At 67.6% G+C, this 18,839-nt stretch carries 14 protein-coding genes and 1 pseudogene; 7 read left to right on the top strand and 8 right to left on the bottom strand.

The features are described from left to right. Positions 1-24: 24 nt before the first annotated feature. Positions 25-2,325: a ricin-type beta-trefoil lectin domain protein gene (locus ACZ6TI_RS13830; RefSeq protein ID WP_465345378.1), complete on the bottom strand. Its 2,301-nt coding sequence runs from the start codon at positions 2,323-2,325 to the stop codon at positions 25-27. Between the two features lie 348 nt (positions 2,326-2,673). Here ACZ6TI_RS13830 and ACZ6TI_RS13825 point away from each other — a divergent pair, with 348 nt between their 5' ends. Beyond that, complete coding sequence (locus ACZ6TI_RS13825; protein WP_465345377.1) at positions 2,674-6,210, top strand: WD40 repeat domain-containing protein; 3,537 nt, start codon at positions 2,674-2,676, stop codon at positions 6,208-6,210. A gap of 234 nt (positions 6,211-6,444) precedes the next feature. Here ACZ6TI_RS13825 and ACZ6TI_RS13820 read toward each other — a convergent pair whose 3' ends face one another. From ACZ6TI_RS13820 to ACZ6TI_RS13810, 3 genes are all read right to left on the bottom strand, one after another. Further along, complete coding sequence (locus ACZ6TI_RS13820) at positions 6,445-7,179, bottom strand: GAF and ANTAR domain-containing protein (protein WP_465345376.1); 735 nt, start codon at positions 7,177-7,179, stop codon at positions 6,445-6,447. A gap of 219 nt (positions 7,180-7,398) precedes the next feature. Beyond that, positions 7,399-9,156, bottom strand: a complete 1,758-nt coding sequence (gene ctaD, locus ACZ6TI_RS13815) for an aa3-type cytochrome oxidase subunit I (RefSeq protein ID WP_465345375.1) — start codon at positions 9,154-9,156, stop codon at positions 7,399-7,401. A gap of 424 nt (positions 9,157-9,580) precedes the next feature. Further along, positions 9,581-10,030 carry a DUF4383 domain-containing protein gene (locus ACZ6TI_RS13810; RefSeq protein ID WP_465345374.1) on the bottom strand — a complete coding sequence of 150 codons (450 nt, stop codon included), beginning with the start codon at positions 10,028-10,030 and terminating at the stop codon, positions 9,581-9,583. A gap of 195 nt (positions 10,031-10,225) precedes the next feature. On the opposite strand from ACZ6TI_RS13810, the gene ACZ6TI_RS13805 reads away from it, so the two are divergent. The 4 genes from ACZ6TI_RS13805 (at position 10,226) to ACZ6TI_RS13790 (ending at position 12,246) form a co-directional block, all read left to right on the top strand. Further along, entirely contained in the window at positions 10,226-10,456 is a 231-nt protein-coding gene (locus tag ACZ6TI_RS13805) for a hypothetical protein (protein WP_465345373.1), read from the top strand. Positions 10,457-10,484: 28 nt separating this feature from the next. Beyond that, positions 10,485-10,904 (top strand): SRPBCC family protein, encoded by a 420-nt coding sequence (locus ACZ6TI_RS13800; protein WP_465345372.1) that lies wholly within the window; start codon positions 10,485-10,487, stop codon positions 10,902-10,904. A gap of 76 nt (positions 10,905-10,980) precedes the next feature. Then, positions 10,981-11,880, top strand: coding sequence for an SDR family oxidoreductase (locus tag ACZ6TI_RS13795; protein ID WP_465345371.1), 900 nt, complete (start codon positions 10,981-10,983; stop codon positions 11,878-11,880). Between the two features lie 141 nt (positions 11,881-12,021). Further along, the gene (locus ACZ6TI_RS13790; RefSeq protein WP_465345370.1) at positions 12,022-12,246 is read left to right on the top strand and encodes a hypothetical protein; all 225 of its coding nucleotides are present in this window, start codon (positions 12,022-12,024) and stop codon (positions 12,244-12,246) included. Between the two features lie 34 nt (positions 12,247-12,280). Here the strand turns inward: ACZ6TI_RS13790 and ACZ6TI_RS13785 are convergent, their stop codons facing one another. After that, positions 12,281-13,402 carry a sulfite exporter TauE/SafE family protein gene (locus tag ACZ6TI_RS13785; RefSeq protein ID WP_465345369.1) on the bottom strand — a complete coding sequence of 374 codons (1,122 nt, stop codon included), beginning with the start codon at positions 13,400-13,402 and terminating at the stop codon, positions 12,281-12,283. A gap of 753 nt (positions 13,403-14,155) precedes the next feature. Continuing rightward, positions 14,156-14,233 (bottom strand): annotated as a pseudogene (locus tag ACZ6TI_RS13780) (integrase); the annotation flags it as partial. 70 nt (positions 14,234-14,303) lie between these two features. Here ACZ6TI_RS13780 and ACZ6TI_RS13775 point away from each other — a divergent pair. Both ACZ6TI_RS13775 and ACZ6TI_RS13770 read left to right on the top strand, forming a co-directional pair. After that, positions 14,304-14,621 carry a hypothetical protein gene (locus ACZ6TI_RS13775; protein ID WP_465345368.1) on the top strand — a complete coding sequence of 106 codons (318 nt, stop codon included), beginning with the start codon at positions 14,304-14,306 and terminating at the stop codon, positions 14,619-14,621. Between the two features lie 920 nt (positions 14,622-15,541). Next, a complete protein-coding gene (locus ACZ6TI_RS13770) occupies positions 15,542-16,813 on the top strand; it encodes a vanadium-dependent haloperoxidase (protein WP_465345367.1) in 1,272 nt (423 codons plus the stop codon). Positions 16,814-16,834: 21 nt separating this feature from the next. Here ACZ6TI_RS13770 and ACZ6TI_RS13765 read toward each other — a convergent pair whose 3' ends face one another. Together ACZ6TI_RS13765 and ACZ6TI_RS13760 are read right to left on the bottom strand one after the other, a co-directional pair. After that, positions 16,835-17,692, bottom strand: coding sequence for an aldo/keto reductase (locus ACZ6TI_RS13765; RefSeq protein WP_465345366.1), 858 nt, complete (start codon positions 17,690-17,692; stop codon positions 16,835-16,837). A 94-nt stretch (positions 17,693-17,786) separates the two neighbouring features. Beyond that, on the bottom strand, positions 17,787-18,836 hold the full coding sequence (locus ACZ6TI_RS13760) for an NAD-dependent epimerase/dehydratase family protein (RefSeq protein ID WP_465345365.1): 1,050 nt from the start codon (positions 18,834-18,836) through the stop codon (positions 17,787-17,789). Between the last annotated feature and the right edge of the window lie 3 nt (positions 18,837-18,839).

Below are 18,839 nucleotides of genomic sequence, written 5' to 3'. Positions count from 1 at the left end.
CCAGGATTTGCTGGAGCCTCGCGGCTATTCGAGTCGCCACTTCTGGTTCCAGGGAGTGCCGGCGACGCAGTCCCAGAGCTGTAGGAGGGTGCCTTCGGCGCTGTTGGCTTCGGTGATGTCCACGCACTTGCCGGACTGCGGGTTGCGAATCGTGCCGTCGTCGCGGAGCACCCACCGCTGGCTCGCCTGCCCGTCACACCCGGCGACGAGCACGTACGTGCCGTTGTCGGACTTTTTCTGGTAAAGGTCGAGGCACATGCTCAGCTCGGGATTGCGGATCGTCCCGTCGCCGGCCACCAGCCACTTCTGCAGGCCGTTTCCGTTGCCGCACACCCGGATCCACAGCAACCTCAGGGCGTTGACTTCGGCACACTTGCCGGTCTGTGGGTTCACGAGACGGCCGTCGACCGATCGAGTCGTCCACATCTGGTTCCATCGACCGTGGCAGTCATAGAGTGTCAGGGGCGTGCCGTCGGCGGTGCCGGGGCCGACGATGTCGACGCACTTGTTGGACTGCGGGTTGCGGATCGTGCCGTCGCCGGCCGGCGTCCACACCTGATTCCAACCGCCATGACATTCCCACAGATGGAGGGGTGTGCCGTTGGTGGTGGCCGCGCCGGCGATGTCCACGCACTTGCCGGACTGCGGGTTGCGAAGCGTCCCGTCGCTGGAGAACACCCATTTCTGGTTCCAGAGGCCGTGGCAGGTCCAGGTTTGAAGTTTGGCGCCGTTGGCGGTGTCGAAGGCGGCGAGATCCAGACATTGGCCGGTGTGGGGTGTGCGGAACTCGCCGCCGTTCGACCTGAGCGTCCACAACTGGTTCCAGTCGAGGTGGCACGTGAATATCCAGAGCACGGCGCCGGGCTGCAGGTTCCGGTCCGCGATGTCCACACACTTGCCCGACTGCGGGTTGCGGACCGTGCCATCGGCGTTCGCCGTCCATCTCTGGTTCGCCGCACCGGTGCACCCGATCGCCCGGACATAGGTGCGGTCGGCGGGATTGCCGTCTGTGAGATCAACACAAAGATCCGGCTGCGCGTTGTTCCGGATCGTCCCGTCGCTCCGCATCGCCCACTTGAGACGTGCGCCGCCATTGCAGGTGACGGTCCACAGCACCTTGAACGGAGAGATGTCCAGGCACAAGGTGCTGCGTGGATTCACGAGATACCCCGTCGACGCCCCCACTTCGGTGGTGATCCACGCCTCGACGTCATCCACGCGCGCGGAAACCGCCTCGGCCGTCGTGTCCGTCGCCCCATGGCAGCCCTGCTGGCCCGACCCGGTGAGCACCGCCAGCACCCTGCCGCCGGCATCCAGCAGCGGTCCTCCAGCGCCACCCTTGCAAACCGGGCCCGACGTGGACAACTCAACCGTCGACGCCGCCACCCCCGTCACCGTCGCCCCAGACTCATGAACCGCCCTCGGCGTCCACTCCGTGCCTGTCCGGCCGAAACCCACGGCCCGCACCGACTGCCCGCTCGCCGGCGCCGACGTCGCGAGCACGCCTGGAGCCACCCCGAGGACCTCCACGTCAACCCTGGCCAGCACGACATCCCGATCGGCGCGGGGCACCAGATGTACGACGTTCCTCGAACCGCGTCCGGGCACCTCGACCGTGGCGGCGACCGGTGGGGCGCCGACTGCCAACGCGGCGGGATCGCCGAAGCAGCTCGCCGCGCTCAACACCCATTCCGGGTCCACCAGCGTGGCGCTGCAGCTGCGAGCCCCCGCTCGGCCCGGCGTTCCCACTGTCAGGCGAGCCACCGAGGGATTCGCGGCCGGCGGTGGCAGCAGTGCGGGACCGCCCCCTGCCACGGCCCGGACGTCCAACTCCAGGAGCACCGCTGCGTCAGCCTCGTCGCCCGTCTCGCCGTGACCGATCGGGTTCCAGCAACCCGGCGTCTGCGGTGTGCAGGTGGCGTCGTCGCGCGCGAGAACGACTGACGACTCGACGCCATCGGTGATCCGGCGCAGTTTCGCCCGGATCATGGTGTCGTTCGTTTCGATCGTGTACACGTTGGGCAGTTCGAGGGCAAGATAGCCGGCCGGGCCGTCGACGCGGAAGCAGACCAGATCGTCCACATCCGACGTCCAGAGTCGGATCAGGCCATCGGTGACGTCCATGCCAGGTGGGCAATCCGCGAGGCGCACATTTCCGTCACCGGTGATCAATCGAATCCCGCGATCGGCGAGAATGGCATCTGCGTCCGGGTAGGCAAAATCCTCCACCGCCGACGGCGCCGTCACCACCTGGGCTGTTGCCGGCCCGGCCGGCAACAGCCCACCGAGCCCTGCAGCCATCGTCATCGCCGAAACGACCAGCACAACGCGCCACCGAGAACGCATTCTCCGCCAATGCATCAGTTGCATCCTTAGTTAACAAATCCTCAATGCGTCGACGGGCTTCCTCGTCGTGCGAAACGCGTTGTCATAGGCCCCGTTGGGGGCAGCCAAGCAGGTCGCCGGGTTGTCCTCCAGGGGTCAATCCGCAGGACAACCGCCTCATGCCCGCAAGACCGGAACTCGAGAGTCGTAGACGTGACCCAAAGGCTGTGTCGGCGGGGAGGTCCCGGATAGCGTTGACGACGCTCGATTTGATTCAGGGTCACGGGGGAGGCGGTTGTGCCGAGGCCGGAGCGGGTCGTTGATCCCACGGCGGGTCCGGTTCAGGCGTTGGCTGCGTCGCTGCGCGAGTTGCGCGAAGCGGCGGGCAATCCGGGTTATCGGGAGATGGTCCGGCGCGTCGGGTTCTCCACGACGGCCCTTTCGGAGGCAGCCGGTGGACGCCGGTTGCCCGGGCTTGCCGTGACGCTCGCCTATGTACGAGCTTGCGGTGGCGACGTCGCGCAGTGGCAGGAACGCTGGCAGGCCGTCGTCGCCGAACTGGCGGACAACGGCGAGGATCCGCCTTATCTGGGTTTGGCCAGCTTCCAGGTCTCCGACGCCGCCCGGTTCTTCGGCCGGGAGCGGGTCGTCGAGGATCTTCTGGGACGACTTGCCGAGGGTCGTTTCCTGGCCGTGCTGGGCGCGTCGGGCAGTGGAAAGTCCTCGCTGCTGCGGGCCGGCCTGGCAGCGGCGGCGCAGTCTTCGGGCATCGACGGCCGGGCCCGGCGGGTGGTCATCTTCACCCCCGGTTCGACACCGGAAGAGGAATGGCGGACCCGGCTGAGTGAGGTGCGCTCCGGCGGGGCGCTGGTCATCGTGGATCAGTTCGAGGAGTTGTTCACGCTGTGCCAGGATCCCGGCTCGCGCGAACGGTTCGTCGCGCAGATGCTTTCCGAGGCCGGTTCGCGCGAGCGGGACACCACGGTGGTGCTCGGCATACGGGCAGACTTCTGTGCGGCGTGTGCACAGTTCCCCGGCCTGACATCGGCGATGGCCGGACGCACCGTACTGATCAGTTCACTGGACGACGACGACCTGTCCCTGGCGATCACCAAGCCTGCGAGGTTGGCGGGACTGATGGTGGAGCGGGCGCTGGTGACGCAGGTGCTGGCCGACGCCGGCCGGCGTCTGGGAGCGTTGCCGCTGGTCTCGCACGCGCTGCTGGAAACCTGGCGGCACCGGCAAGGTGCCACGTTGACACTGGCTGGATACGAAACCGCGGGTGGCGTCCGCGGTGCCGTTGCCCGTACAGCCGAGCGGACCTACCACCAACTGGATGTCCGGCAGCGGGCTGTGGCCCGTCAGATCCTTGTCCGGCTGATCGCCCTCGGGCATGGGACCGAGGACACCAGGCGGATCGTCCGGCGCGCCGAGCTTGAGCTGGACCACGCCGACGAAGTCATCGACGCGCTGGTCCGGGCACGGTTGGTCACTGTCAACGGCGACGCGTTCGAAATCGCTCACGAGGCGCTGATCGGTGCCTGGCCCCGTCTTCGCGACTGGATGATGAGCGACCGTAACCGTCTGCAGACCCAACGGGAGCTCATCGAGGCGGCGGCGAGCTGGCAATCGCTGAACCGGGACCACGGCGCACTCTATCGAGGCAGCAGGCTGGCCGTGGTCCGGGAATGGGCGGCCGACGACGACCTGCGTGGCGAGTTGACCGCCACTGAGCGGGAGTTCCTCGACGCCAGCATCCGCGCCGACCGGCGACGCTCGCGGCAGGTGAAGACGCTCGCGGGCACCCTGGCAGCGCTCCTGGCACTCGCGCTCGCCGGCGGTTCCACCGCCGCGTGGCAGTGGCACGGTGCGGTCGAGGAACGCGAGCAGGCGATCTCACGCCAGTTGGCCACCCAAGCGCTGGCGATCTCCGGCACCGACGTACCGGAGGCGATTCGGCTCAGTGTGCAGGGGTATCGCACTGCGCCCACCGTGGAGGCCCGAAGCGCGCTGCTCAGCCTGGCCAGCCAGCAGGCGTACACCGGCCGCCTCAGCCACAGCGGCATGGTCAAGGATGTCGTATTCAGTCCGGACGGGACCAGCCTCGCCACCGCCGGGCAGGACGGACGGATCTCCATCTGGGACGTGGCGACCAGGAGCCGGCGGGCCACCCTGGCCGGCCACAATGCGGCGGTGCGCTCCCTGGCCTACGCGCCGCACGGTGGGTGGCTGGTCTCCGGCAGCCTCAACGGTACGGTCATCGTCTGGGACCTGCGGCGCCAGGCGGAGGCCCGCCGGCTGCATACCAAGGGCGGGCTGATCGACAGTGTGGCGGTCAGCCCCGACGGCGCCACAGTGGCCGCTCTCGGCGAGGAACGCCGGATCATGCTGTGGCGCGTCGCCGACGGCGCCGACCTGGGCGAGCTCACCGGACACGGCGGCGAGTTCGCTGAGGTCGCGTTCAGCCCGGACGGCAAGCTGCTGGTTTCCGCCGGTGACGACGGCGCCGCCGTGCTGTGGAACCTGTCGAGCCGGACGAGGCTGCGGACCCTGGCGGCCAGCGATCAGCCGGTCTACACAGCCACCTTCAGCCCGGACAGCGCCACCGTTGCGGTGGCCGGCGAGGACCGCGCCATCACGGTCTGGTCGGTGACCACCGGCGAGCGGCTGAAGGTCTTGCGCGACCACAGCGCCCAGGTGCGCAGCGTGGTCTTCGCCCGCGACGGCGCCCTCGCCTCGGCCAGCTACGACGGCAGCGCCGCATTATGGGACGTACGCCGCGGCAAACGGATGACCACGCTCAACGGGCACACCAGCGCGCTGTACGCGGTCGCCGTGAGCCCGGACGGACGCACCGTGGCCAGCGGCAGCCGGGACCGCCAAGTCCTGCTCTGGGACCGCAACCAGATGCCGATGACAGCGCATGTCGACGAGGTGCTCGCCGTCAGCGTCACCCCAGACGGCCGCAGCATCTCCTCGGCCGGCAAGGACGGCACGGTGGTGCTGTGGGACGCGACCTCGCGGCAGGTGCGGACCGTCCTCCCGAGCAGCGTTCCGCCCCATGGCGCGCCCAACTCGGCGTTCTACATCGGAGCCACCGACGCGGCGTTCGACGGCGACGGCGGCCGGGTGTTGTCCGTCAACCGAGACCGGACCGCGCACATCTGGGATGCCGCGTCCGGGCGTTTGGTCCGGACCATGACCGGCCACACCGGTCCGATCCTGACCGCCGCGTTCCATCCCGGCGGGACGATCGCGGCCACCGGTGGCCTGGATCGCACGGTGCGAATCTGGGACACCCGGCGGGGTGTCCAGCTTGCCGCCTTACCGCACTCGGGTCAGATCCAAGAGGTGGCCTTCACCAGAGACGGCCGCAGCCTCATGTCGGCCACCTTGGACGGCGCCGTCACCATCTGGGACTCTCACACGTGGAGGTCTCATGCGCTGCTGCCGGAGAAGCCCGGTCTGGTGTCCGCGGCGCTCAGCAGGGACGGCGCCCTCGTCGCCGTCGGACGCGCGGACGGCACTGTCGCTGTCTGGAACATCGCACGCCGCACCGAGATCGGGCTGCTGCACGGACATTCCGGACCGGTGAACTCCCTCGACTTCAGCCCCGACGATGCCATGCTGGCCACCGCCGGACTGGACGGCACCGTCCGGCTGTGGTCCTTTCCCGACCGTCTACCGTGGGCAACCCTCGCCGGGTCCCAGAGCGGCGTCAACGACGTGACCTGGAGCCCTGACGGTCAACATCTGTACACCGGCGGAGGAGACCAAACGGTCAGCCATTGGTACGTCAACCCGGCGGAGGCCGAACGCGCCGCCGGCGAGCAACTGAAACGCGGCTTCCCGGATTACACGCGGCTCACCTGGCCGGGCCCGTGAGCGCCCGCTCCGGCGTGTTCACCGATCAACGGCCGCCCAACGCCACGGCCACCGGTCCCTGCCGTCGCCAACCTCGCCTCGGCGCGGTTCCGTCGAAGGAAGATCCTCAACGGACTGATCAGCGAATACTCGCAGGCAGCGTAGCCCGAACCGAGTCTCCGAGTACAGGTCTTCCTGCCGTCGCGCGGCAACCTGGCGCGGTTCGGACGGCCGGACACAGAGGAGCCGACCCCGTCAGGCCGGTGAAGCAGTGACACAGCCTTCAGGAGTCGTTGCCAGGGCGACGAGTGCGGCGGCTACGTCACGTACCTTGCGGTTGGTGTCCTGAGAGGTCTTGGACAGGATCGCGAATGCCTCGTCGGCCGTGCATCGCCGTTGAACCATGACCATGCCCTTGGCCTGTTCGATCACCGCGCGGCTGTGCATCGCGGCCCGCATGTGCTGGGCCAGGGTCCGCTGAGTTTCGTACAGGTGGGCGTTGGTCATCGCTACGGCGGCGTAGTCGGCGAAGGTTTGCCCGAGGAGCACCGCGTCGTCGCAGAAGGCTGCGGGCCGGGCGGCGTAGACGTTGAGCGCGCCGGTGACAGCCTGGTACATCGGCAGGCCGATCGACAGGGAGCTGTACACGCCGGCGGTGACGGCTTCGCCGGCCCATTGCGGCCAGCGGCTCTCGGTCGCCGTGTCGGCCACGTGCACGGTGGTGTCGTACACCGCGGCCGCCAGGCAGGGCCCGTCGCTCCGCTTGTACTGTGCTTCATCCAGGGCGAGGGCGAGTTCACCGGTGACAGCGGCGGTGTGTGCGCCGCCGGAGCCGACCAGCGTGATCGAAACTTGATCGGCGCCGGAGATGGTGCGGGTGGCCAGTTGCGTGACCCGGGTCAGGAGACCGCCGAATGTCGTCTCGTTGAATTTGATGCGGCCCAGCTCAGCGAATGCGTTGGCAGGACCGGCGGACTTCGTGTCGGGCATGATGGGTGTCCCTTGAAAGGGCACGTCACGGACGACATAACCGAGGCCGGGGCATGCGGATCGCTGCAGGGCATCGACAAAGGAAGACCCTCGAACGCGCCGCTTCATGACGCCGGATCGCCGGCACCCACATGGGGGCATCGACTACAGATACCCCGAGCACAGGCTCTGCGGCCCGATGACGCACGGCGAGCACTCAGGCCCAGGTCAGGGCGACGGTCAGCTCTCAAGTCGTCGATCCTCATCCTCGCGGTACCTGGCTCCGCCGTCGGACTCGCTGGTCCCCGGCCGGGCGCCGCCTTCGGGTGGTCCGGCGGGGGACTGGTCGCCGGCCGCGAGTTCGGGGTACTTCGCGTCGAACGCCGGGCGTTCGGAGCGGATGCGCGGCATCCGGTCGAAGTTGCGCAGTGGCGGCGGGGTGGTCGTGGCCCACTCGAGGGAGTTGCCATGCCCCCACGGGTCGTCGACGGTGACCAGTTGGCCGACCTTGTAGGACTTCCACACGTTGTAGATGAACGGCAGGGTCGACACGCCGAGGATGAAGGACCCGATGGTGGACACCGTGTTCAGCGCGGTGAAGCCGTCGTCGGGCAGATAGTCGGCGTACCGGCGGGGCATGCCCTCGGCGCCGAGCCAGTGCTGCACCAGGAAGGTGGCGTGGAAGCCGAGGAAGGTCAGCCAGAAGTGGATTTTGCCGAGGCGGTCGTCGAGCATCCGGCCGAACATCTTCGGGAACCAGAAATAGATCCCGGCGAACACCGCGAACACGATCGTGCCGAACAGCACGTAGTGGAAATGCGCCACCACGAAGTAACTGTCGTGCACGTGGAAGTCGATCGGCGGCGCCGCGAGCAGCACCCCGGACAGTCCACCGAGCAGGAAGGTGACCAGGAAGCCGATGGCGAACAACATCGGCGCCTCGAAGCTGATCTGCCCGCGCCACATGGTGCCGATCCAGACGAAGAACTTCATGCCGGTCGGTACGGCGATCAGGAAGCTCAGGAAGCTGAAGAACGGCATCAGCACCGCCCCGGTGCCGAACATGTGGTGCGCCCACACGCTCATCGACAACGCGCCGATAAGCAGGGTCGCCGACACCAGGCCCTTGTAGCCGAACACCGGCTTGCGGCTGAACACCGGGATGACCTCGGTGATGATGCCGAAGAACGGCAGCGCCACCACGTACACCTCGGGGTGGCCGAAGAACCAGAACAGGTGCTGCCACAGCAACGGGCCACCGGTCTCGGGGTTGAACACCTGGGCGCCCAGGATGCGGTCGGCGGCCAGGGCGAACAATGCGGCGGCCAGGAAGGGGAAGACGAGGATCACCAGCAGGCTGGTGACCAGGATGTTCCACGTGAAGATCGGCATCCGGAACATCGTCATGCCCGGCGCCCGCAACGTCAGGATGGTGGTGATCATGTTGACGCCGCCGAGGATGGTGCCGAGCCCGGAGAGGGCCAGGCCGACCACCCACATGTTGCCGCCGACGCCGGGCGAGTGCAGGGCGTCGCTCAACGGTGTGTACGCGGTCCAACCGAAATCGGCCGCGCCTCCGGGTGTCAGGAATCCGCCGACCGCGATCATCCCGCCGAACACGTAGAGCCAGTAGGCGAATGAGTTGAGCCGCGGGAACGCCACGTCGGGCGCGCCGATCTGGATCGGCACCAGGTAGTTGGCGAAGGCGAAGACGATCGGCGTCGCGAAGAACAGCAACATGATCGTGCCGTGCATGGTGAATAGCTGGTTGTACTGCTCGGGGGACAGGATCTGCATGCCGGGGCGGGCCAGCTCGGCCCGCATGATCAGCGCCATCAGCCCGCCGATCATGAAGAACCCGAACGCCGAGACCATGTACATGATCCCGATCTGTTTCGCGTCGGTGGTCCGCAGGATCCGCGCGATCGCGGAACCCTTGACCTGGCGCCGGATCGGGTACGGCCGGGTGACAACGGGGCGGGGGACAACGGTCGTCATGAGTTCTCCTCAAGCCGTACGGAAGCGGCGGCCGTCTACCCCGTCAGGCCGTCCTCATTCGGCCGGTCTTCGTTTTTCTTCCCGGACCATCCCGGCTGGTCGCGACCGGGCTTCTCGGTTGCTGTCGGGGCCATCGGTCAAGAAGGTGCCGGAGTCCTCAGCGCGTTCTGCGTGTGACTGCCCTCTTGCCGGTGCAGGCGTGTGGTCCGCGTGGTCGCGCTCTTCCTCGGATACGCGATTCCGACGATCCTGGGGGAGATCCGCCGCCACTTCCGCGACCGCAGATCGGCGTCTCACAGATGCAGGAGTCGCGGTTGCTTACCGCCGCGCTACGCACGCTGCGTACCCAGCTCGGGCCGGACGCCGGCTGACCGTTCGGCGCTGTGGTGCCGCTCGCCTTGTCGGCCGAGCGGCACCACAGCCTTCACCGTACCGAAGCGGTACGGCGTGTGGTGAGCAGCCCGAGTGCGATCATGCCGAGGCCCAGGAACAGGTGCAGCCAGTTGTCGGCGCCGTTGATCGGTACGAAGTTGGCGGCGCTGTCGTGGTCGATGACCAACCCGTACAGCCACAGAACGAGGTAGACGGCACCGCCGCCGATCAGGTAGAGCCGGGCGTTGGCGACGGTGCGGGCCATGGCCAGTCCGGCGATGCCGAAGAGCAGGTGTACCAGGTTGTGCAGGATGGACACCTCGAAGACGCCGAGCAGCTTCGCGCCGGATTCGTGTCCGGCGAAGGTCATCAGGTCGTAGTCGGTGGTGATGCCGGGGATGAACCCGAGCACCCCGACCAGCAGGAAGGTGGCGCCCACGGCGAGGGCCGCGGTCTGAACGAGTGCACGGCGAGAGTGGGTCCGTGCAGGGGACGTAGTCATGGAAACCTCCGTTGTGGGATTGGCGGAGTGCGCGTACCCCGGCAGTTGGCCGCCATGCGGATGGATGTCAATGATTTGCCGCTCGCTGTTTCAAACTGGGGATGACCCATCGGATAAGCGGCCCGGCATAATGGCCGCCGCCTTTCCGTCCGAGCCGAACCCGTTTGACCTGTGCCCTACGGGGAACGCCGGGGCATGACCGACGAGAGCGATCCCATTGGCCGCAGTGGCACGGACGAGCCCGACGGCACGCCTGCCTTCGCCGCCTCCCTCCGGCCGCCGGGCGCGTCCATGACCACCGCACCGGACGACGGCGACGATCTTGCACCCGAAGAGGACGAGGCCGGCTCGGCGTCGGTCGACGGCCGGGCGGGCTACGACGCCGAGGCGGTTTCCGGCGACACCGGTGAGTACCGGCCCGATTGACGGCCTCAGCCCTATCCGAGGAGGGACAATGCGGGTAGCGAACAACGGGGCGACAGCGGTCATCTCCGGTCAGCACGAGTTCAACGCGCCCGCCGAGGTTGTCTTCGGCGTTCTGACCGATCCGGACCGTACGACTCGATGGCTTCCGCTGGGTATGAGCACGGAGTCCGCGAGCGTCGATCAGGTCCGGGTCAGGGCAGACGGGCAGACCTACGACTACGGCGTCAGCTCGAAACCGGATGAGCTGCGAGTGGAGTGGTGCTCACCGGTTTCCGGCGGTTTACAAGCTGCAGCGTGGGTGCGCGACATACCGGCCGGTGGCTGTGCGGTGCACGCCGAGGTGACGGTTTCCGGCGGGCGTGCCGAGCGTCAACGGGCGGAGGAACTGATGGCGGAGGCGATGCGGCACCTGCAGCACGATGTCAGCGACAACTTCAACGCTGGTTGACCGTACGGCCACGAATAATCGCGTTCTCGCGGGGAAGCACAGGCAAGCCCCTTTCCCTGATCTGAGAGGCAACATCGTGTCCGAGGACCAGTACGCCAAGCAGAACCCGCAGGACCAGTTCCGCTCCCCGGATGAGCAAGAGAGCGACGAGATCTCGCACCCGGGCGTCACCGGCGAGATGGACGTCGAGCCCGACCACGGTGAGGACAGCTACCGGGGCACCGGCCGGCTGACCGGCAAGCGGGCGATCATCACCGGCGGTGACTCCGGGATCGGCCGGGCGGTCGCCATCGCGTTCGCCCGCGAGGGTGTCGACGTTCTCATCGCCTACCTGCCGGAGGAAGAGGACGACGCCCAGGAGACCGCGCAGCTGATCGAGAAGGCCGGCCGGAAGGCGGTCACCGTGCCGGGTGACATCCGCGACGAGAAGCACTGCACGACCATCGTCGAGCGCGCGGTGAGCGACCTGGGTGGACTGGACATCCTGGTCAACAACGCTGCCTACCAGATGGCCCAGCCCGGCGGTATCACCGACATCAGCACCGAGCAGTTCGACCGCGTCATGAAGACGAACCTGTACGCCATGTTCTGGCTGAGCAAGGCGGCCGTGCCGCATATGCAGCCCGGTTCGACCATCATCAACACCGCATCGATCCAGGCCTACCAGTCGTCGCCGGAACTGCTGGACTACGCCACCACCAAGGCCGGAATCGTCGCCTTCACCAAGGCTCTCGGCGCGAGCCTGGCCGAGAAGGGCATCCGGGTCAACTCGGTGGCGCCCGGTCCGATCTGGACCCCGCTCATTCCGGCCACGATGCCGGACGAGAAGGTCGAGTCCTTCGGTGAGCAGACGCCGATGGGCCGGGCCGGTCAGCCGGCCGAGTTGGCTCCGGCGTACGTCTTCTTCGCCTCGCAGGAGTCCAGCTATGTCACGGGCGAGGTTCTCGGTGTCACCGGCGGCCAGCCGCTGTCCTGAACGACGTCGGCCATCTAGCGTCAAGCAGCGGCGCGGCAGCAGGAGCCGTCTCGGAGGGCTCCAGAAGACTTGTACGCAGGGCGCCATCCCGCACTGTGTGTGCTCGCCCCGAAGGGCTGGCACATGACCCAGCACCCCCTCATGAAGCCCACCGACGCGTTCGCTGACCTCGGCCGGATCGCGTTCGCGCTCTCCACACCTTGGGCCCTGGCGGATCGCCCATCTCTGCAGCTCGGCCACGAATCCGCGGGCGAGATCGTCGAGGTGCGCCCGGGTGCCGAGCAACCCGCGGCGGCGGAGGCGGCCGCCGCCACGGCGAGCCGGATACGCCCGCAACTGAGATGCCGAGTCTCAGGAGGTTCGTGACAGATCTGTCTCGGGACGTGGCTGACACGTCCGCCTAGGAATCTGTTGTGTGAAGCGTATCGGCGTTGCGGCGTTGCGGCGTTGCGGCGTTGCGGCCGGGCTGCGCGGTTTGTTCGGCGATGGCGTGACGCCAGACTTTGATCGATGACAGGACCAGCAGCAGTGCGAGGCCGGGGACGAGGATGGCTTTGGGGACGACGTCGAGTAGTAGCCCGCCGAGGATGGTCCCGGCGATCGAGCCGAGTGCCAGGACGATGCCGAGGCGGGCGTGGCGGCGCAGGACGGTGAAGCTGCCGTCGCGGCTGTAGCGGGCGAACGCTACCAGCATGGTCGGCAAGGAGACGGCGAGTGACAGGCTGCCGGCGATTTTGATGTCGGTGCCGAACAGCAGCACGATGGTGGGGATGAGTAGTTCGCCTCCGGCGACGCCCATGATCGCGGCGATGACGCCGATGAAGAACCCGGCGATGACGCCGACCAGGATGGTGACCGCGGTGGGCATGGCAACGTGGTGCAGGGTGCCGACGTGGTTCGCGATCAGGGCGGCGGCGATCAGGACGAGCAGCACGGCCAGGACGCGGTAGAGGTTGGATGAACGCATCCGGGTGGCCCAGGACGCGCCGACCCAGGCCCCGGCGAGGCTGCCGAGGAGCAGGTTGAGCACCACCCCCCAGTGCGGAGTCAGTGCGGACAGCGGCACGGCCGCGAGCCGGGCGGGCAGGGCGGTGGCGACCACGACCAGGCTGAGCGCTTTGTTCAGGATGACGGCTTGCAGGGCGGCGAACCCGAACAGCATGATCAGAAGCGGGAGGCGGAACTCGGCCCCGCCGAGACCGATCATCCCGCCGAGCACCCCGACGACAGCTGCGGCGGCGAACGCCAGCGGCAGCGACGACCGGACGACGGTGCGGCTGCTGGCTGGGGGTGTCGGCACGCCTCCCACCCTAGAGACCGCAGAAGCTGAAGCCGTTGCAGCCGGAGTTCTCGTATGCCTGCCGTACGCCTCGGTGGCCCAGATTCCATATCTCCGGTAGTGCTGAACGAGGTCCGCCGGGCAGGTGCCCTTTGTCGGCCGAACTGCGACACCCATCGCGTTGATCGGCATGCATCCATTCAGTAGCCATGTGCGCAGGTCGAACACACTGATAGTGCCCACCCGCCAGCAGCGCCGATGCTGCTCGTGGATCGGATCAGTCTGGCGGCGCTGCGGTGGGTGATCAGCGGTGAGCTTGTTCAGGGCATGCGTCGGCGGACGGCCGCTAGCGTCGCGATTGGCCCCTGAGCAGTGTGAATGCGGTTCGGGTAGTGCCACATCCGGTCTACGGCTGCACCTGAAGTTGACCAACTGCGCGGTGTGACGGTGGGCGGCCCGGCGGCGTCCGGTAGCCGAGATTGGTGCATCCGATCTTGCTGCATCTGCTGGCGGCTCGGCGATTTGCAGGTTGAGGTCTGCTTCACCGACCTGGTTCGACGCTGACCAGAATCTGGGAGGGGCTGGGGGTGGGACGGTCGTGCGGGGTCGGCCCGTCGCCATGCTTGGCGTTAAGCAGTGCGGCGGTGACGAGAGCGCAGATTGCGGCGGCCGCCGCGCACCATGCAAGCAGGGCCCGGCGGGGCCGGTGGACGGTGACGAAGCGGCTGGGGGTGTCGTGGACCGGCCATGCGGTGATGGTCGACCGGAGGAGGAACGCCGTGGAAGTGGCTGTGGTGAAACGGTCCTCGTCTTCCAGGTACCGGCGGTAGATGGCAGTGATGCGGCCCTGGCCGCGTCGAGGTCGGTTGTGGCGGGTGTCTCGATCTGGCCGGCTGTGCAGACGAATCCGTACATGAGCCGCAGCGGCCGGCCGTGCTCGTCTCGCGGCTGGGTTACGTCGGCGGCACTGACGAGGTGTGTCGCGTCCGGTGAGCTGCGTTGAGCGGCCAGGACGTCGGGGTGGCGGGCGTTGGCGTTACGCCAGCGTAGATATCGGTGCAGTTGGCGGCCTAGCTCGGCAGCCCAGGTTCTCCCTACACTAATGATCGCCTTCGCTGTTGAATTGAACGGCTACTTTCGATACGTGTCCGAATCGGACACACATGGTGCCGCGGTCAAATATGTCAACTCTGATGAACGACGCCAGACGGTCAGGAACGAGGCGTCCGCAAATAGGTTGAGATATATCTATTTGATCGTCGGGCTATGCTTCGCCTTTGCAGTCATTCTGGGTGAGACGGCTGCCGTGACCACGTTGATTTGGGGTGTCGACGGATGGCTTCCTCTTGCTGCCGGCCCGATATGCGGATTCGTGATGATCGCCGGAACGATCATCGTCCTAGCTCTCCCACTCATTTTCTTCGCATTTCAGAGCGACATAACGATAATTGAGAAATTGTAACTGGCGCAGAAACCATCTGAGCGGTAGAGAACCTGTGCCGTGCCGAAACTCGTCCCATGGCCCGTGACCTGCGGCTCGTTTGATCCGGTCAGGCGGCCTGTAAGCACTGGCTGACTATGCAGCCGAGAACCCGCCTACGCCCGCACCGGTGCGTCCATCGCGACGACCACATTGGAGTCATGGGTTGGGTGGGTGCTGCTCCAGGCTCTGGTGTGGACGGTGATCGTTGAAGTGACGCTCGTACCGCGCCGAGCCCGGTACGAGCGTGCCACTCACTGTAGATCAGCATTCGGCTCGGACGCTGCGGACGAACCGTTCGGCACAACAGTTCGCGCGAGGCGTCCGGAGTGGGGTCTTGACGACCTGGACGTTCTCGGCGGCGAACACGGCGTCGAACGAGTGGGCGAACCTCGCGTCTCGGTCCCGGATCAGGAACCGGAAGTTGCTGATCCGATCGCCGAGGTCCGTGACGAGGCTGCGGGCTTGCGGGGTGCCGGGCCGATCCTGGCGGCGGCGAGGATCCGGCGGATGGTGCCTGCGCCGACCCGGTGGCCGAGACCGACCAGTTCGCCTTGCACGCGGCGGTGTCCCCAGCCGGGATTCTCCCGGGCCAGCCGCAGGAAGAGGTCGCGTAGCTCGTCGCTGATTGTCGGGCGTCCGGGTCGATTCGGGCAGGTCCAGTGTCGACCGACCAGCCGTCGGTGCCAGGACATCAGCGTAGCCGGGGTGACGATCCGATGCTTCCACAGGTCGCGGGGAAGGGCGCCGGCTGCTCCTTGCCCGCTGCCTCTCCATGCATCCAAGCCTCGAGCGCTGAGTCGACAGTGCCGTATTTCTGTCAGAAGGTTGCTTTGAAATCGGTGAAGTTCGATGCTTAGCGACGTCGTGAACCGGCACTCGATTCAGCCGACGGGGATCCCATGACACATCGAGTTCGTTTCAGCAAGCTGCTTGTCGCGGCGGTTGTGGCCGCGCTCGGCCTGACCGTCCTGACGCCAACCGCGGCGTTGGCACGGTCGGCGGCCCAACCCAACGCCGTCCTCACCTGGAACATCCACGCTCAGACCGCTATCTACGAGGTTGCCCGGCAGTCGCCCACCGCGGGCACCCGCAGCTTCGCCATGGTGCAGGGCGCCGTGTACGACGCGGTCAACGCGATCGCCGGCGTACCGTACGAGCCCTACCTGGTCGCGCCCCGAGCCCACCGCGGTGACTCGACTCCCGCGGCGGTGGCTACCGCGGCCCATCGCGTACTTCTCTCGCTCTTCCCGGCCCAGGCCGACGCGCTGCGCGCGCAGTACGACGGAGCGCTCAACGTGATCTCCGACGGCCTCGCGAAGCGCCGCGGGATCAGGATCGGCGAGGCCACGGCCGCAGCCATGATCGCGGATCGTCGCAACGACGGCGCGTTCTCCGACGCGACCTGGCCGGTCGGCACTGCCCCCGGCGTGTACCGCCTGACGCCACCCGGATTCGTCCAGGCCGGAGCCTGGTTCGCGTTCCTGAAGCCGTTCGCCGTCGACGACCCCGCTGCCTACCGCGTGCCCGGACCGCCGGCCCTGGACGGCGCCGACTACGCACGCCAGCTGAACGAGGTCAAGTCGGTCGGCTCGGCCGCCAGTACCACCCGCACGACGGACCAGACCGAAGCGGCGACCTGGTGGGACGACTACCGGCAGGTGGAGTGGTACATCAAGCGCGGCCTCGCCACCGACCACAACCTGAGCCCGCTGGAGACGGCACGCATGCTTGCGATGGTTGACGTTTCCACCGCCGACGCGCTGATCTCCTGCTACCAGCAGAAGCGACGCTGGAGTTTCTGGCGGCCGGTGACTGCGATCCCGCTGGCGGACACCGACGGCAACCCGGCCACCGTCGCCGACCCGGCCTGGACGCCGCTGCGGGTCACCGCGCCGTCGCCGGAGTGGCCCTCCGGACACGCCTGCTACACCTCCTCGATAATGACCGCTCTGCGGAAGTTCTTCGGCCGCGACAACCTGTCGTTCAGCGCCTACAGCGCCGATTCCGGCACCACTCGGAGCTTCGGCAGCCTGTCCTCGGCCCGGGCGGAACTGATCGAGGCGCGGATCTGGGCCGGGGTGCACTACCGCGGTGCGACCGTGCACGGCGACCGGCTCGGCGAAGCGGTCACACGTGAGGTCCTCGCCAACGAGTTCGGCCGCCGCCACTGACCCAAAGTGTCCGGCTCGGTCTCAGTGTGACGGCGGATCGAGCCACAGGTCCGGGGCGGGGACCAGAGCCTCGAGCTCCGCCCAGAGTTCGGCGGGGATCGACGTGCCGGCGAGGTCGAGCGTCTGTTGTACACGCTCGGGGGAGGACACGCCGACGACCGTTGAATCGACGAACGGCGCGCGCAGCGAGAACTGCAACGCGGCTGCGGCGAGCGGTACCCCGAACCGGGCCGCCGCGGACCCCATCGCGGTGGCCGCTGCGGCGATCCTGTCGTCGCGGTCGCCGTAGGCGTACTTCGCCTGTGCGGCCGGCCCCTTGGCGAGCATGCCCCCGCCGTACGGCGCCGCGTTCAGGACCCCGATGCCTCTGTCCTGCGCTGCCCGGAACAGCGGCTCGGCCGATCGGTCGAGCAGCGTGTACCGGTTGTGCGTGAGCACCACCTCGAACACGCCGGTGTCCAGGTATTGCTGCATCAGGGCGACCGGGCCGCCGGCCACGCCGAGGTGCGCCACGAGTCCCTGTCGTTTCAGGTCGGCGAGCGCCTCGACCGGGCCGCCCGCCGCGGTGGCCTCGGCAAAACTGATCCGTTCGGGGTCATGCAGGTGCAGCAACTGGATGTGGTCGACACCGAGGCGATGCATGCTCTCCTCGAGCGACGCCCGTACCCGCTTGCCGGAGAAATCGCCGGTCCGCGGATCCGGGTCGACCTTGGTGGCCAGGACCGTGCCGGCGGGCAGGCCGCCCCTGTTCCGCAGTGCGGTCCCGACGCGCCGCTCGGCCGAACCGTTCACGCCATATCCGTTGGAGGTGTCGATGAAGTTGACGGCAGGACTGTCCAACGCCGCGTCGATCGTGGCGACCGCGCGCTCCTCACCCACCTCGTACCCGTAGGCTGCGGCATGTTCGCCAGCGGGCTGGTGCCGACGCAGACGGCGGTCACGGCCAATCCGCTGGCGCCGAGTGGCCGGGCGGTCACGAGGTCGCTCGGGCGGCGAAGACGTCCCGGGCGGCGTGGTACGCGCCGACGATCCGGGTGAGCACGGCCTCGGTATCCGCGTCCGGCTTGGTGGTGTCGAGGTGGTCCCGTCGCCACTGGATCATCCGCGACGCCGCGCGGTGGAAGGTCAGCCGGGGGGAGAAGCCCGGCACGAAGGTACGGATCTTCGTCATGTCGAACACCGCGCTGTGTCCGATGTCGCCGACCATCTCACCCGACCAGAACCACTCGGGCGCTACCAGGGGGTACATCTCCGAGGCGACGTGGACCAGCCGGGGTGCCACGCCCAGCGCGTCGGCGATGATCGTGTAGATCTGGTCCCAGGTGTAGATGTCGGAGCTGGTGATGTTGAATGTCTCGCCGATCGTGCGTGGGTTGCCGAGCAGGCCGACCAGTCCCTGCGCGAAGTCCTCGGCGTGAGTGAGGGTCCACAGCGATGTGCCGTCGCCGTGCACCGGTATCTCCTCGCCGCGCGCGATCCGGTCGATCACGGTCCAGCCGCCGGGCAGCGGCGGGTTGGCGTCGTCGTAGGTGTGCGACGGCCGGACCACGGTGAGCGGAAAGCCTTGTGTCGCGTGCGCATCCTGGAGCGCCTGCTCGGTGCGCCATTTGGCGGTGGCGTACTCGAGGGCCGGGTTCGGTGCGGTCGGCGTCGATTCGGAGATCGGTACCTGCCGCACCGGCTTGGCGTAGATCGAGCCGGAGCTGATGTGCACGTACTGACGGGTCCGGGAGCCGAACAACGCCACCATCCGGCGCGCGTCGGCGGGGTCGTAGGAAAGGAAGTTGACGACGGCGTCGAAGGTGCGGTCGCCGATCGCCGCGAGCAGCGCCGCATCGTCGGTGACGTCGGCGATCAGCGTCTCGACTCCTTCGGGCAGGCTTCGAGCCTGGCTGTTACGGCCGCGGTTGACCACTGTGACGAGCATGCCGGTGTCGGCCGACAGGCGAACGCAGGACGTGCTGATCGTTCCGGTTCCGCCGAGGTACAGCACGCGAAGATGCGCTGAGTCCTGGTGCAACATGGT

Source organism: Actinoplanes sp. NPDC051388 (genome assembly GCF_055586225.1).
The sequence above is the reverse complement of the archived record's forward strand: the minus strand, read 5'-3'. Positions and strand labels throughout refer to the sequence as shown.

Coding starts and splice junctions, on each gene's coding strand:
- ACZ6TI_RS13820 (WP_465345376.1), bottom strand. CDS start 7,179: ATGCCCGACACGAAGTCCGCCGGTCCTGCCAACGCATTCGCTGAGCTG.
- ctaD (WP_465345375.1), bottom strand. CDS start 9,156: ATGACGACCGTTGTCCCCCGCCCCGTTGTCACCCGGCCGTACCCGATC.
- ACZ6TI_RS13810 (WP_465345374.1), bottom strand. CDS start 10,030: ATGACTACGTCCCCTGCACGGACCCACTCTCGCCGTGCACTCGTTCAG.
- ACZ6TI_RS13805 (WP_465345373.1), top strand. CDS start 10,226: ATGACCGACGAGAGCGATCCCATTGGCCGCAGTGGCACGGACGAGCCC.
- ACZ6TI_RS13800 (WP_465345372.1), top strand. CDS start 10,485: ATGCGGGTAGCGAACAACGGGGCGACAGCGGTCATCTCCGGTCAGCAC.
- ACZ6TI_RS13790 (WP_465345370.1), top strand. CDS start 12,022: ATGAAGCCCACCGACGCGTTCGCTGACCTCGGCCGGATCGCGTTCGCG.
- ACZ6TI_RS13770 (WP_465345367.1), top strand. CDS start 15,542: ATGACACATCGAGTTCGTTTCAGCAAGCTGCTTGTCGCGGCGGTTGTG.
- ACZ6TI_RS13760 (WP_465345365.1), bottom strand. CDS start 18,836: ATGTTGCACCAGGACTCAGCGCATCTTCGCGTGCTGTACCTCGGCGGA.